The organism is Paraburkholderia lebeckiae (assembly GCF_050436325.1).
GTDB lineage: Bacteria > Pseudomonadota > Gammaproteobacteria > Burkholderiales > Burkholderiaceae > Paraburkholderia > Paraburkholderia tuberum.
The window spans coordinates 3,479,909-3,493,670 of record NZ_JBNDLZ010000003.1 but is presented as its reverse complement, the minus strand read 5'-3'; the positions used below and the strand labels follow the sequence as shown (position 1 = coordinate 3,493,670).

Genomic DNA, 13,762 nt, shown 5'->3' with positions numbered 1-13,762 from the left:
ATCCCTGTTAGCCCTGTCGCCAGCTACCTCGTCCGTGCGCATGCCGTAAGCCAAGGCGTCGCTGCCGCAGTTCGTGTCGCACGTGCGCAAGCCTTGCGTGTTGATCGCGGGGAGCCGGACCTGATGCACACGACGACAGCAGATGTCCTGCTCGCGCTTGCCGAGGCGAGCGCCGAAATGCTCGCCGAGCAGGCCGAACGCCTCGCGGAATGGATGGAAGTCGCCGCACGGGCCGATCTTGGGAAAGCGCGTCCGCATCGACCGAAGGCGAGGAGGCTCAATGCTTAACGGCCATCTGAGCGATGGCGAGCGCATCAAGGCGGCGCTCGCCTGCATTCCGGCTGATGTAGGACGCGATGATTGGGTCCGCATCGGCACGGCGATTAAGAGCGAGCTTGGTGAGGCCGGTTTCGATGTGTTCGATTCGTGGAGCCAAGCCGGAGAATCGTATGCCGCCGCCGACGTGCTCTCGACGTGGCGTTCCGTCAAGGCGGGCGCGGTAAATGGCGGGACGATCATCCATTTCGCCCGTCAACACGGCTTTGCTGATGACGGACCGCGCTATGTGCCCGACCACGCGGAAGCCGAGCGCATCAAGGCGAAGCGTGCCGCCGACAACGCCCAGGTCGAGGCCAAGCGTACGCGGGAGACAAGCAAAGCGGCGGCGCGGGCGCGGGCTATCTGGAGCGCGGCATCGACCGCGACCAACGATCATCCCTACCTGCGGCGCAAGGGGCTTGCTGCCGTGGATTCGCTGCGTGAGATCGACGCGGAAGCCCTGCCTGCTCTCATTGGCTACGCGCCACAATCGTCCGGCAAACCGCTGTCGGGCCGTGTACTCGTTGTGCCCGTGAAAGTCGGTTCGGACCTTTCGACGGTGGAATTTATCGACGGTGAAGGCCTCAAGACTGCCCTGAAGGGCGGCGCGAAGGCGGCCGGATTCTGGTCTGTCACGAGGCTCCCGGACACGCCGAAGCGCATCTTCATTTGCGAAGGCATGGCGACGGCACTGTCCGCTCACGTTTGCACGGACGAACCGGCTGTCGCGTCGCTCTCTGCTGGCAACATGAGGAAGGTAGCGGAGGCTCTACGTGGGCGATTCCCGGATGCGGAATTGGTCCTGCTGGCGGACGTTGGCAACGGCGAAAAGCAAGCTCTCGACGCGGCGGCGGCTGTCGGCGGCGCGTGCGTGAAGCCCGACTTCGGACCCGACAACCCGGACGACGCGACGGACTTCGATGACTTGCGCAAGCTTCGCGGTGAGGATGCCGTGCGCGAACAGATCGGGCGTGCGCATGTTGCATCGACTGTTCCGGTTGCCGCAGATGACGATGAGTCGGACGACGATGACGAACAGGACGAGCCGCGCGAGCATTACGCGGTGCGCCCTGAAGGTGTGTTCTTTCACGGCATCGCGAATAGCACGTCTGCGGGAAGGACGGTCAAAGCCAAGCCCATATGGCTCTGTGACAGGCTTGAGCTAGTCGGGCGTGGCGAAGACGAGCAAGGGCATTCGAGCCGCATCCTGCGCTGGGCGGCGCGTGGTAGCGGTGGACAGCGTTCGTGTTGCCTGCCTCTTGAGTTGATCGGGGAGCGCGAAGGATGGGCGATGCTGCGGCGCGGCGGGCTGGCGATCAGTTCATCGCGCAAAGCACTCGAAAAGCTCGCCGACTACTTGCAGAGAGAAGGGGCTGACGACCTGCATATCGTGATCGAGCGAACCGGATGGACGAGGGGAGCATTCGTCCTGCCGACCGGGGAAATCATCGGCAAACAGATCGCCAACATGTATTTCAACGGCAAACCGGGCAACCAGTCCGCCTATGTGCCATGCGGCACTCTCGACGGCTGGCGTGATTCTGTCGGCGCTTGGGCGCGCGGGAATGCCCTTCCGATGGTGGCGATTGCGTGCGCGCTGGCAGGTCCGATTTTGCCGATTGCTGGCGAGAAGGACGGCATCGGCCTGCACCTGTTCGCGAACACGTCATCGGGCAAGACGACGACCGGCGACATTGCGGCAAGCGTATGGGGCTGTCCGCAGCGCACAAAGACGAGTTGGAGCGGAACCTCACTAGGCCACGCGCTGAATGCCGAAGCCGCCAATCATCGCTTGCTGTATCTCGATGAGATCGGCGCGGGCGACGCAAGCCGAATCGGACCGGCGCTTTACATGATGTTGAACGGCCAGTCGAAAGCTCAGGGCGCGCGGGACGGCGGGACTGTCGCTGCACGTTCGTGGCTCTCGACGTTCCTTTCGAGTGGCGAAGTCGCAATGGGCCGATACCTGAGCGAAGGTGGTCTTACGCCGCGCGGCGGGCAGGAAATCCGCATGTTGGACGTCCCAGCCGATGGCGGCGCGCATCGCGCCTTCGACTGCCTGCACGGCTTCACGGCGGCGGGCGAATTCGCCGAGGCCATGTCGACGGCGGCGCGAGAACAGTACGGCACGCTTGGCAGATCATTCGTGGAATGGCTTGCGCCGCGCTGGGACGAAGCCCGAGAGGTCATCGGGCACGAGCGCGACCGCATGGCCGCAATGGTTCCTGAAGGATCGGCCCCGCCTGTTCGTCGAGCTACGCGCAAATTCGCCATCCTTTCCGCCGCCGCCGTCATGGCATCGGAAGCGGGGTTGACCGGGTGGACGGCAGACGAAGCCCGCACGGCCATCGATATCGTCTGGAAACGCTGGCTTGATGCCTTCGGCACGAAAGACCGTGACAACGAACGGCTGATAGAGCAGGCCAACGCCGTGCTTTTGTCGAATGAGTATGGGCGGTTCATCCTCCTGTCCGCCGAAGGAGAGCGCGAAGAGCCGAGCGTGCGCGACGTCATGGGCTACCGGCGTTACAAGGATGGACGCGTCACGTTCTACGTACACGAGCACGCGTTTCGCAACGATGTGATCGCCGGTTTCGACCTGCGGCACGCCTGCAAGGTGCTGCACGAGGCAGGCATGCTGCATCGGAATGAGAAGCGCCGGTCATTCAAGGTAAATATCGGCAAGTTCAAGGGCACAAGCCTTGGCGACGCATACCGGATGCATCCTCTCGAAGGCGAGGCTGAACCGGATGATGAAGACGCCTAAGGAACGTCAGACCTACGCGCGCACATGTGAAAAAACCATGCGCCAACAGCGCCAATGCGCCAACAGACATATCAAACCCTTATGGGATAAGGCTTTCGGCGTTGGCGCATCGTTGGCGCATTGTTGGCGCTTTTACAATGTGAGATGACGATGAGCTACCTGTTGGCGCTTTTCCGTAGGCGTTGGCGCTCGTTTTTTAGAATGCGCCAATGCTGAAACCATTGCTGGATAAGGATTTGCGGCTCGTGTTGGCGCATTGGCGCTGTTGGCGCATGGTTTTGCGTATATATACGCGGCACACTGCCTTTCTCTACAGCACTCACATAGGAGTTTCCTTGAACATGAAGAGACTCGACAAAATCCATCGGCGCGCTGCATCGACCTTGCTGCTCGCCTTCGATGCGTCACGCGATCCAGATCACGACGCGGTAGACCGGGCACGGGAAGCCGCCGTCGTTGACCGGCTGCTTGACGTGGCTCGCCGTCACGGCTTTGACCAGGAGGATGCCCTTCGCGGCCTTCTGGATCGCGGGGAATACTCTTCCCAACTGATCGAACTCACACGCAGAGCGATGGCCGTTATCCCCGTGGATGAGCTCTCCGACGCGCTGCGTGACCTTGGATAGCCGATTGAAATCGCACTGAGCTTGTTTGGCGGCGCGCGGCGGGCTTCGCGACATGGGGGATATGGTGCGGGGTCAACACGGTGCGGCAAAGCCGTTAGACGCCGTTTAATCGAATCTCTATTCGCCAGTAAATTTAGGATAACTAATTCAATTAGGAGAATTATATGGAACGCGGAAAAGCAAGACCATCGCCGGATATGGCCGTACACCTAAAACGCCTTCGCCTTGTTCGCGAAGTCGCGCTCTCCGTCGAGTGGCGTACTCAGGTGCAGCGTGACGCATCCACAAGCAAGCCCAGCGACGTGGCAAAAGGCCTTGCCGCAAATCATGCAGTCCGCGTCGCCGCGCACCGCATGCTCGACGGAGATTCTCGTGAATGACCATCGCAAAATGACGCCACGGTTCGCTCGCCGCGCCGCTCGACTAAATGACCTTTGCAAGCGGCTCGGGGTGACGCCGCTAGACGAATCGCGGGTGCAGGCCATCTTTGAGCGCCGGGTCGAACGTCGCGGGAGGGGCAATTTTTATGCTGACTGCATGAGCGTGACGGCGACCGCGAAAGCCCTCGGCCTGCGTCGCGGCGACCTTTTCGAACTGCTCGTTCGCGAAGGCTGGCTGTATCGCACGAGCGACGACAGATGGTGCGCAACGGCGCAGGCGCTCGCGGACGAACTTGCTGTGATGCGCGGACCTTCTTCAATCGCGTGGCCGCAACTGACGCCCCATGGCCGGGCTGAAATCGCGCGCCGCCTCGCTCATGGATGAATTTCATGCGACGGACCTGATCTCCTGAATTCGTAACCCAGCCTCGCAGTGAGCAGTGCTGTGATATCTGCGAAACGGCCCATACTGGTGGGCCGCCAACCGCGCGCTACAGGCCGCTGACGTCGGCGTGGGGACGTACCTGGAACCGGTCTGGGCGGACAGATACGCTGCTGTTGAATAAAAACATACCGGGGACACTCTCTTCATGTAGCTCTAGAACCTTTTTGCACTTGCCCCCATCCACGGGTCGTTTTTCGCCTGGCTTATGTTCGTTTGCCGACACAAGAAAACAGGCTTTCCCCAAAGCGCATACATAAAAGCATACGGCGTACTAACATCTTCATTGCCGGATCGGCAATCTTCTGAAGACGTGGGAACGGAAACGCTACGGCAATCGAACCATCGCGTCGGTCGCCGACAGCGCGGATACCAGCGTGTCGATTGAAGCCAGGGATTCGCAAAGCCTTCTCGCGCTCACCGGAGGCGACCATGCCTGAAGTCCTGATACTGAATCCGGGCGGCAAGCCTGATTGTTGGTGCGAGAAGTGCCACCCGCTCACGTTGACGGACATACGCATGATCGTGTGCCCAGACTGCGGCGACAAGCGATGCCCACATGCGACCGACCACCGGAACGCCTGCACCGGGTCAGCCATGCCGCGCACTGGTAAGCGAGCGCCCATTCGCAACCCAGCTTGTCTCGAAAGAACGAAGGGTCACGGCACAAGAGGCTCTCGACCGGGAAGTCGTCTTGCAGGCGCGTATCGCCACGCTCGAAGCGCAGTTGAAGGATGCGCAGGCGCGCATTCTCAGTATCCCCCGCGCCGCTTGACGAGTATCACGAAGACATGCGTCCGGTCGTATGGTGGGCGGCGGACGAAAACGGCGTATGGCTTGGCGAACCGGCGTGGATCGGCAAGCCGGATGGTAGTGACTGGCCCGGCTATCACACGCACTGGACGGTTCATCCGCAGTTCCCGTCCGTTCCCGCGCGTGCGGCGCACGTCGAGCCGACCGCGCCGGATGACGTTTCACGCCTGTTCCCGCTCGTGAACGCGCAGACATTGGAGAAGAAATGAAGGAACTGGAAGACTGCCCGTTCTGCGGATCGGGTGACGTCCGCGGCAGCAGCGGAATCGTGCATTGCTACATGTGCAAGGCGCAGATTCAGCGCGCCACGACTGCCGCCGCATGCGAGGCGTGGAACACTCGCGTGATTTTCATGCGCAACGGCTTCAGCATCAAGGAAGACCAGAACGACCTGAAAGACTACGTTTATCGGGCCGCTGCGGAGTTGCTTGCGCGCGACGGGGCGGCTCTTGCCGCACCGGTCGCATGGATGACGACCTATGAAGTACCGCCGAAAACAACGGTGCGTTTGCTCGCGGACATGAACGAACGCCAGCGCGATTACGTCATGAAGCACGCAATGAAGGTCGTCGCGCTCATGCCGGGCGAGACGTTGAAAGACCGCCCGCCACTGTGACGAGGCACTCGAAGTGAGCGCGATCCTGAGTGAATGCGGCACGTACCGCTACCGGCTTGAACGCCGGATTGAGACCGCCGTGGCGTTGCACACCTTGGCGTATATCGGCATGAATCCGTCCACCGCGGACGCCACGCTAGACGATGCGACCGTGCGCAAGTGGCGCAGCTTCACGACCCGTTATGGCGGCTCGCATTTCGTCGTCGGCAATCTGTTCGCCTACCGCGCAACGGACGTGTGCGAGCTTGCGGCGGCGCGTGATCCGGTTGGCCCGGCGAACGACGAGCACCTGCGCGCGATCATGGCGAACGCCGATGTAGTTATCCCGTGTTGGGGCATTCGGGAGAAGGTGCCGCGCGCCCTGCGCTACCGGTTTGACCAGGTGGAAGCGATGCTCCTTGATAGCGGGCGACAGATAAAAACGTTCGGCTTCTCGAAGTATGGCGACCCGTTACACCCGCTCAGGCTGGCCTACTAAACGCCGCTTGTGGATTGGAGCCGATAATGCCCGGATATATCGCAGAGTTCGGCGGCAAGTACTGCGCGTGGAGCACGGTCTCCTTAAAAACAAGGAGACCTCCCTGTCTTGAACCAGGCCGTCAATCGCAGCCCAGCGCAGTATCATGTCTTTCTCTGTATGTGTACGCGTGACTTCGCCGTGACCATCACGGCGTCACGTTTAATGTCACGCGTGACATTCGCCACCCCGTGTCGCCACATCGTCCTGCATTGCAGGACGAACGATCCTGTAACTGTCGCGCTTGCCAACGAGGTGCTCGGTGTATTGCTGGCCATTCCATTCTGCGGATGGGTGTACGCCATCGGCGCACACGTCGAAATGGCGCACTTAGGATTGGTTGATGATTGTTGACGGTTACTTGCGGGTGCAATAGCTGTTGCACCCTTTTCTGTCGTCAGTTGCGCCCTTTATGCCGCCGTTTGCCCCTTTGCGACAGGTGCAATTTCTGCACCTTTAGCCAATCTGCAATACGGAACGGATGGTGGGGCGTGTTGCCATTCGGTCGGCAGCAATCCCGGCGCACTTGCATATCGGTCAAGTCGCATGATTATTTGCGCATTTTCGACTTCGACATTGCCCGCCAAACGCTTGCTGGTTAAGGCATACAGGAACTCGGTACGATTTAAAACGAACAGTTTGACCGGAATTTTCATGCACGGAGCGCGCGTGCGCGTGCGGGCGCGCGCGTGCCACGTTCAGACCGTCGAGGCAACCACGCCGGTTTGCAATTTTGATGCTGAAGTTGGAAAACGCTCAGCCGTGTCACGTTCGACCGGTGCGAGCATTGGGCCTTCTCAACCCGAATCGAAGACTTCCAATGAGCAAGCTTTCTCAAATCGTGTCACCCGATGCAGACCTCGCAGAGCAGCGCAACTTTTTCGATGCGGTGAAGAGCAACGCCTGCGTTCGTCTAGCGCTCAAGATATCCGCAATGCGTGCAGCGCTTGCCAAGGCGGATGGCGCACGTGGCGTCCTGGCAGAGCACGCGGCGCGCGGCGTCGTCGGCGAAGTCGCGCTGTGCGAGAGTCTGGCCGCTGAGGCGTCTGCACTGAGCGGGATCGTGTCCGAGGCTCAGGTGGCGAATGCCGCATGCGACAAGTTCATCGCGGACGCGCGTAACCGGTTCGCCGCGCAGACCTGCCAGGCAGTTCGTACCACGCTCGACGGTGAGTGCGTTGAAATTCCAGGCCTTGAGGCAAAAATTCGTGGTTACGACCGCGCACGGGCCGAGCACCGCGAACGCCTTCTCGAAGCGGGTTTGGATAGCGAGCAGATTGACAGTGCGGACCTGCTGAAGCCCGGTGCAAAAGAGCTTGCCGGGTGGCGGCGCGACCTTGCGGCGAAACGCGATCAGGTTATTCGTGCGAAGGCGTTTATCGCATCCGGACCGCTGTTCGATGTGACCTTGCTCGAAGGTGGCGCGCATGCCGTCGGCTGACCGTTTTTCGGGTAGCTCCTCTAGCCGCGTCCTGTCGTCGGACTCGGGCGCGCGCTCTCCGAAGCTCATTGTCGTCTTCTAGCCATGGCAATTCGACTTTCTGACGAGGTGTGGCAGGAGATTGAAGTCTCGTATCGCGCGGGCTCGACCGCCAAGCAACTTGCAAGACGGCACGGTGTTTCGGCCAGCGCAATTTTTCACCGCTCTTCGTCTGAACGGTGGCGAGATACACCTCGGGCCGCCGCCACGCCGTCGCCGGTTGAACGCCTTGAGCGCGTCGCGGACCGGCTCGAAACTATTCTGAAGCTCATGCCGGAGGGTAGATGAATCAGGTCGAGCAGCAGGTCACGCGGCACGGCCGTCCGAGAAAACCGCGCATACTGCAATCTGCGCAGGCCCGCGAAGAGGCCCGCATTGCGCGCGAAGATGCACAGCGCGAAGCCGAACTTAAAACGCCGCTCACGCGCTTCGTGCGCAACCGTAGCACGCCCGCCGAACTCGAAGACCTGCGCTACAGGCTCATTCGCGCTCGCGTCGAGAACGGCTTTTCCATCGCGGAAGCGGCCGCGCGACTCTGCGAGGCGGGCGCGGCCAAGTCGGTCAGTTTGGCGAAAATCGAATCGGGCAAGTGTCCAACGCCGAAAGACTGGCGCTTTCTCAAACAGGCCGCAGATGCCTACAGCATATCGGTCGATTGGTTGTTAGGTCTGTCGCCCGTCACGGCTCTCGACCCCAAAGCTTCCATGAGCATCGCCTTGCTGCGCGGCACTGAGGGCGTCGTCACTGGCATCTTGAGCCAATTTGTCGGGGCGCTGGAGCGGACCGCGCAGGCCTTGGAAATCACCCCCGCAGAGGTATCGGACCTTATCGACGCTATCGACGGCGCGGCGGCTCGCTTCGAGAAGTTCTCCGCGCAGGATGCCTTCGAAGACATGCCGGGCGGCGCGCCGGTCGTCGCCGCGCTGCAACGCCTGACACAAAGTGTTGCGTCGCTTCGCCGGGTGCATGGGAAGTTTGTCGAAACCGAAAAGCTGTTCGCCGCTTTGCGCGCAGGCAAGCTGACGCCGATTCCGTGGTTGACGGACGACTGCGACACGCCGGAATGACAATCGCTTGCCAGCGAAATCTGATGGGTACGGGAATAGCCGCAAGGGTCTGTCTGACGCGGGCAAGCGTGGCGACGTGACCGATGCGACAAAGGCTATCGACCCCGGTCTGCTTGGCATCCAACAGCGCGGTCCGCTTCTTGCCAGCTATCGGGCCGCAGACCCGGCGATGACTGCCGCCCCTTCCCTGCCGCCGTCCGTCATTGCTGCTGCCGCGCCTGCTTGCCGCCTGCGCCGCCGATGCCGGTCGCCTCTGCGCCCGCATCCGCTGTCGCGCCGCCGACGGTCGCGGCCAGCATTCCGCAACCGATGAACACGCCGGGGCCAATTGACGTTCGTGTGGCGAAAGATACGACCGTGGGGCAAGACCTCTCCGACGGGCGACTCGCGCAGATCGCAACCGGGGGCATCGCCGCCAGTTAATCAGCCGCCGGCCCATGATATTATCGCCATGCATTCCGGCTACCCGCCGTTGGTGGGTTGATCGCGGCGAGGCATGGACGTGAGCGGATGGGTCGGTGCCCGGAATGTACGACCTGGACCGCTTCTTTCGAAATGAACCTCAAAAGGAGCGAATCATGTCTGAAATGCAAGAGAAGGCACTTGAAGCGAGGGCGCGGCGCGCTGCAAGGTCAGTTGACTTGGTGGCGACTAAATCCCGACAACGACAGCACTGCGATAATCTCGGTAGGTTTCAACTCGTTGACCAGTACGTCAACATGGTCGTAGAAGGCGTTCGGTACGAGTTAACGCCTGAGGACGTGATTGAATTTTGCGCGGAGAGAAAAGCTTAAGCGGAGGAAGACGCAGAGCGTTTTCCGACGGCAGCGCGAGAAACACCAAGCCCCGGTCCTAACATGCCGGGGCTATTTTTTTGCCGCTTTCCCGGTGCAGGCATGCTCGACGGTAGCGATGGCTGCATCGATCAGTGCTGGCATCGGGGGCTTTTTCATTTTGCCTTACGCCATAAGGCTTGCGAGTTTCGCGAGCAACGCCGGGCCGCACTCGGCTGCGATTGACCGGCAACCGATGCCCGTGGATGAATACCGCCCGCCCATGCCGGGCATGTGCGCACCAGCCCCTTGTCATGACAGAGCAAGCGAGGCCAACCACGGACTAAGCAAAGAGCTGGAAGGGGTACTTATGGGGTAGTACCGAACGATGAGGCGGTCTTGGTCCTCCTTCGGGCGGCTTTTGGAGTTTGGGATGCTGCGGTTGATTTCCATTTGTGCCAGCAGCAATTGCTTGCGGGCATTACCGGGTAGTCCATGGGCGCCGTCCGTTAAGGCTTATCCGACGCCTGCCCACACGCGCCGCGGCACACTCACAGCCATGTGAATGAGGGCAGACGTCGAATAACCCTTAACGCCTGCTGCCCTTCGCGACTGATAGGCTACATCCGCTTTTGCCGTGTCGCTGCCGCCCGTCGCCGTTCAAGGCTTCGGCCCGAACGCATAAACCATCGAAGCATGACCTTCACCGGCGGGACCGTGGCGGAAACCGTCCAGGTGAGGAAAATAAACCATGGCATGAACGTGCCATGTTGCGATCTCACTCAAACGAGCGCGGCCACCGCCGTGCCTTTCGCGGCGGCCTTGTGAGACCTGGTGTGGGCGCCTTGTGTACGATGGCATGCGGGCACCGTCTGCTCAATTTTCCGCTGACGGTCGGTAGGCTACATACCGTCTCCTCGGTTTTGAGGAGACGGTGACGGTTAAGCCCGATTTTGGACTGAGCGCAAAACTGCGCTGAACGAGCGAACCAACGCAGCGCGCTTCTATGAAACGACCAGGCTCTCCGGCTCGCTCGATACCGTCTGAGTAGCGCCCTTTGTACGCTTACGCTTCACCGCTTCACCTGCTCCGGATCGCTGTTCGGTCAAGCGCTTCATCAGTTCCGACGCGGGCTCGTCGGTGGGGTCTTGCGGCGCCAGTTCGCCACGGAAGGCCTTGGCGAGAAGTGCAGGCGTGAGGCGCTCTATCGCATTGCTGGCAGCCGCCAAACGCGCTTCCATTGCGTCGGCAAAATCAAACAACGCGGCGACACGGCGAACAATAAGCTCCTGCTCCGCAGTTGGCGGCAGGGGCAAAGGTAGTGCTGAGATTTTTGACGTACTGAGCGTATGTAACCCGGTCGTTGAGCTAGCAACGTCGATAATATTGCCACGCCCTTCCTGGCTCATCAGATAGTACAAGGCAAACGCTGGGGCCACGGCCTCGCTGGCACGCCACTTTATGATGTGATTTTGGTGGACGCAATCTTCAATCTCGTTGTTCCAGAGCGCCGCGCGACCGATTTGACTCAAACTACCATTGCCCTCAACGATAAGAAGGTCTCCCGCTCGCAGCCTCGTCTTCTCGTACTCTGCATTGGTCAGCCCTATCTCCGCAACGTCGTCAAGGCGTAACTCATTCTCGTAGACGTTCGCGACTCGCAGATATGCCTTTTTTAGCGTGTGTGCCGTACGTTTCGCATTCTTTGTTATCCCGCCTGAGACCTTTCCGACTTCTCCAAATGTTGTATAGCGGTAGACGGGGGATTGATGAGCGTCGTCAGACTCTGCTCCACCCCGCCAGTCCTTGGTCAAGCGGCCTGAAAACGCAGCCGCGAGCACCGACTGGCGAAAACGCTTAAGGATCGTTGGCACACGGTCAAGGCGTTCCTGGCAGGCATCCACGCGCGCGAGGACGGCGTCGAGTTTGTCGGCGATGCGCTTCTGTTCAGGGAGTGGGGCAACGGGCACCTGAATCGTTCCGAGCGTCGTGACCGAAATATTCGCGATGTTAGTGGTCTGGCTAGAGCCTTGCCGCAGTTCTGATTGGACTTTGCGGGTTCTGAGCAAATGGAAAAGATACTGACCATTCACTGCCGCAGTCGGGCGAATTGCCGCTAAAAAAGCTCCAAACGCGGTCGCATGCGAGACATCTTTGGCTACAGCGACCTTGCCGACCAACTCGTAGCTGTTCGCCATAGACATCAACACGTCACCACGTTGAACGTATTGGTCCTGTCGCTTGACATAACTCTTCGGCACAAAGTAGACGTCCTGCCATTCAACCTCCCTCTGAATGTTGCTGGTGCGGAGGCAGCAGACATTAGTGGCTGTATGGGACGACTCTTTAACGGAACCGGGAAATGTAATACCGCGCACAACAGTCGCTATCTCTGAGAGCTTAGCCGTAGTCCAGGCTGCGGGACTCTGGGTCATTCGTTCACCTCGTCGCCCAGATCGTGCAAGATCGCTTGCAATTCAAGTATTGCGCCATTCAGTTCTTCAACCGCCTCGCGCGCCAGCAATGACGGCTCCGGTAGGTCTGAAGCATCGTCGGCGCTGTCGTCCTTGAGCCACGCGATGTCTAGGTTGTCAGCTCGCCCCGCAATCCATTCGCGACTAAATGGACGGAATCGCCCAAGCTCTCCTTGATCAACTCGCGCGCTGGTTCCGTCTACGGCCGCCCCATACGCGGCCTCGAACTCACCGAAGTACTCGCGCGTCAGCGGCGTGCGCTTTCCAAATTTCGGCGCATTTGCACGCAAGTCGAACACCCAGACGTGTTTAGTGCTATCGGTAGCTGCCTGACTAACCTTGCTGAAAAACAGCACATTGGTCTTGACCCCTTGCGCGTAGAAGATGCCTGTAGGGAGGCGCAAGATAGTGTGCAGTTTGCACTTGTTCATGAGGTCGCGACGAACGTCAGCGCCCACACCTGCCTCAAACAGCACGTTATCGGGCAAGACGACAGCAGCACGGCCTCCGTCTTTCAGATGACGCACGATGTGTTGCAAGAATGCCAGTTGCTTGTTGCCCGTCGCATACGTCAGGTCATCACGCGTAGGACCGCCGCCGCCTTTTGCCGTGCCGAACGGCGGATTGCTGAGGATGATGTCGGCCTTCGGCAACGCCGCACCCGCATTACCTAGCGTATTGCCAATGTGCACCACACCTTCATCGTCGCCTTCCATGCCGTGCAACATGCAGTTCATCAACGCGAGCCGTCTCGTGCTTGACACCAGTTCCATGCCGAGGAACGCCTTGTTGCGCTGGAAGGCTTGCTGCCTGGCGTTAAGGTCGTACAGATTATCGGTGTGCGATTTAATATAGGCGTCTGCAGCGATCAGGAAGCCCGCCGTTCCCGCCGCTGGGTCCTGAATCGTCTCGCCATGCTGCGGCTTGATGAGGTGGATCATGCTGTCGATCAAGGGGCGGGGCGTGAAGTATTGTCCTGCGCCGGACTTGGTTTCACTCGCATTCTTCTGCAACAGGCCTTCGTACAAGTCGCCCAGTCCGTCTCGCTTCGCAGAGAACCAATCGATGCCGTCCAGGCTCTTGATGAGCTGCTCCAGGTGGCGCGGTTCTTTCAGACTGGTCTGCGCGTCAGCGTAGATCGCTGCGATTAACTGATCGGCGCTCTGGCTGAGCGATAACAACGTGGCGCGATAGTGATTCAACAGGTTCAGCCCACTCTTGCCAGTCAGATCGGGCCAACGCGCACCCTCCGGCAGCTTGTGCTTGCTCAACACGCCGCTCTGCGCGTTCTCATGCTCCATTTTGATGAAGAGAAGCAGCACCAATTCGGTCACGTAGTCCGAATAGTTGATGCCGTCGTCGCGGAGCACGTCACACAGGTTCCACAACTTCTGGACAATATCGTTGTTGCTCATGGGGTCTGATGCTGAAGGGGTTAGCGGATCGCCGCAGTTGAATACACGATGACCCGCGAAGATTTCGAGCTGAA

General features: G+C 60.1%; 16 protein-coding genes. 12 read left to right on the top strand and 4 right to left on the bottom strand.

From position 1 onward, the window contains the following. Positions 1–123 precede the first annotated feature (123 nt). From OKW44_RS34110 to OKW44_RS34090, 5 genes are all read left to right on the top strand, one after another. Positions 124–288, top strand: coding sequence for a hypothetical protein (locus tag OKW44_RS34110; RefSeq protein ID WP_018421473.1), 165 nt, complete (start codon positions 124–126; stop codon positions 286–288). Beyond that, complete coding sequence (locus OKW44_RS34105; protein WP_018421474.1) at positions 281–3,085, top strand: DUF927 domain-containing protein; 2,805 nt, start codon at positions 281–283, stop codon at positions 3,083–3,085. Before OKW44_RS34110 ends, OKW44_RS34105 begins: the two co-directional genes overlap by 8 nt. A gap of 341 nt (positions 3,086–3,426) precedes the next feature. Continuing rightward, positions 3,427–3,711, top strand: coding sequence for a hypothetical protein (locus tag OKW44_RS34100; protein ID WP_162633987.1), 285 nt, complete (start codon positions 3,427–3,429; stop codon positions 3,709–3,711). A gap of 164 nt (positions 3,712–3,875) precedes the next feature. After that, the gene (locus tag OKW44_RS34095) at positions 3,876–4,091 is read left to right on the top strand and encodes a hypothetical protein (RefSeq protein WP_162633988.1); all 216 of its coding nucleotides are present in this window, start codon (positions 3,876–3,878) and stop codon (positions 4,089–4,091) included. A gap of 157 nt (positions 4,092–4,248) precedes the next feature. Continuing rightward, positions 4,249–4,476: a phage antirepressor KilAC domain-containing protein gene (locus OKW44_RS34090; RefSeq protein WP_162633989.1), complete on the top strand. Its 228-nt coding sequence runs from the start codon at positions 4,249–4,251 to the stop codon at positions 4,474–4,476. A 263-nt stretch (positions 4,477–4,739) separates the two neighbouring features. Here OKW44_RS34090 and OKW44_RS34085 read toward each other — a convergent pair whose 3' ends face one another. After that, positions 4,740–5,048, bottom strand: coding sequence for a hypothetical protein (locus OKW44_RS34085; protein ID WP_162633990.1), 309 nt, complete (start codon positions 5,046–5,048; stop codon positions 4,740–4,742). A gap of 219 nt (positions 5,049–5,267) precedes the next feature. Here OKW44_RS34085 and OKW44_RS34080 point away from each other — a divergent pair, with 219 nt between their 5' ends. The 4 genes from OKW44_RS34080 to OKW44_RS34065 all read left to right on the top strand — a co-directional run bounded on the left by OKW44_RS34080 (position 5,268) and on the right by OKW44_RS34065 (position 6,833). After that, a complete protein-coding gene (locus OKW44_RS34080) occupies positions 5,268–5,555 on the top strand; it encodes a hypothetical protein (RefSeq protein ID WP_429412304.1) in 288 nt (95 codons plus the stop codon). Next, positions 5,552–5,962, top strand: a complete 411-nt coding sequence (locus OKW44_RS34075; RefSeq protein ID WP_280785003.1) for a Lar family restriction alleviation protein — start codon at positions 5,552–5,554, stop codon at positions 5,960–5,962. The genes OKW44_RS34080 and OKW44_RS34075 overlap by 4 nt, the downstream gene beginning before the upstream one ends. A 13-nt stretch (positions 5,963–5,975) precedes the next feature. After that, positions 5,976–6,440 (top strand): DUF1643 domain-containing protein, encoded by a 465-nt coding sequence (locus tag OKW44_RS34070; RefSeq protein ID WP_280785001.1) that lies wholly within the window; start codon positions 5,976–5,978, stop codon positions 6,438–6,440. Positions 6,441–6,548: 108 nt separating this feature from the next. After that, on the top strand, positions 6,549–6,833 hold the full coding sequence (locus tag OKW44_RS34065; protein ID WP_162633991.1) for a hypothetical protein: 285 nt from the start codon (positions 6,549–6,551) through the stop codon (positions 6,831–6,833). Positions 6,834–6,889: 56 nt separating this feature from the next. Here OKW44_RS34065 and OKW44_RS34060 read toward each other — a convergent pair whose 3' ends face one another. Next, entirely contained in the window at positions 6,890–7,135 is a 246-nt protein-coding gene (locus tag OKW44_RS34060; protein WP_162633992.1) for a hypothetical protein, read from the bottom strand. A 164-nt stretch (positions 7,136–7,299) separates the two neighbouring features. Here OKW44_RS34060 and OKW44_RS34055 point away from each other — a divergent pair, with 164 nt between their 5' ends. The 3 genes from OKW44_RS34055 to OKW44_RS34045 all read left to right on the top strand — a co-directional run bounded on the left by OKW44_RS34055 (position 7,300) and on the right by OKW44_RS34045 (position 9,820). Beyond that, positions 7,300–7,920 carry a hypothetical protein gene (locus tag OKW44_RS34055; RefSeq protein ID WP_018421479.1) on the top strand — a complete coding sequence of 207 codons (621 nt, stop codon included), beginning with the start codon at positions 7,300–7,302 and terminating at the stop codon, positions 7,918–7,920. Between the two features lie 323 nt (positions 7,921–8,243). Then, positions 8,244–9,026, top strand: a complete 783-nt coding sequence (locus OKW44_RS34050; RefSeq protein WP_018421480.1) for a helix-turn-helix domain-containing protein — start codon at positions 8,244–8,246, stop codon at positions 9,024–9,026. A 578-nt stretch (positions 9,027–9,604) separates the two neighbouring features. Next, on the top strand, positions 9,605–9,820 hold the full coding sequence (locus OKW44_RS34045; protein ID WP_162633993.1) for a hypothetical protein: 216 nt from the start codon (positions 9,605–9,607) through the stop codon (positions 9,818–9,820). Positions 9,821–10,803: 983 nt separating this feature from the next. Here OKW44_RS34045 and OKW44_RS34040 read toward each other — a convergent pair. Then, the gene (locus OKW44_RS34040; protein WP_018421484.1) at positions 10,804–12,234 is read right to left on the bottom strand and encodes a restriction endonuclease subunit S; all 1,431 of its coding nucleotides are present in this window, start codon (positions 12,232–12,234) and stop codon (positions 10,804–10,806) included. Next, on the bottom strand, positions 12,231–13,688 hold the full coding sequence (locus tag OKW44_RS34035) for a class I SAM-dependent DNA methyltransferase (RefSeq protein ID WP_018421485.1): 1,458 nt from the start codon (positions 13,686–13,688) through the stop codon (positions 12,231–12,233). Before OKW44_RS34035 ends, OKW44_RS34040 begins: the two co-directional genes overlap by 4 nt. Between the last annotated feature and the right edge of the window lie 74 nt (positions 13,689–13,762).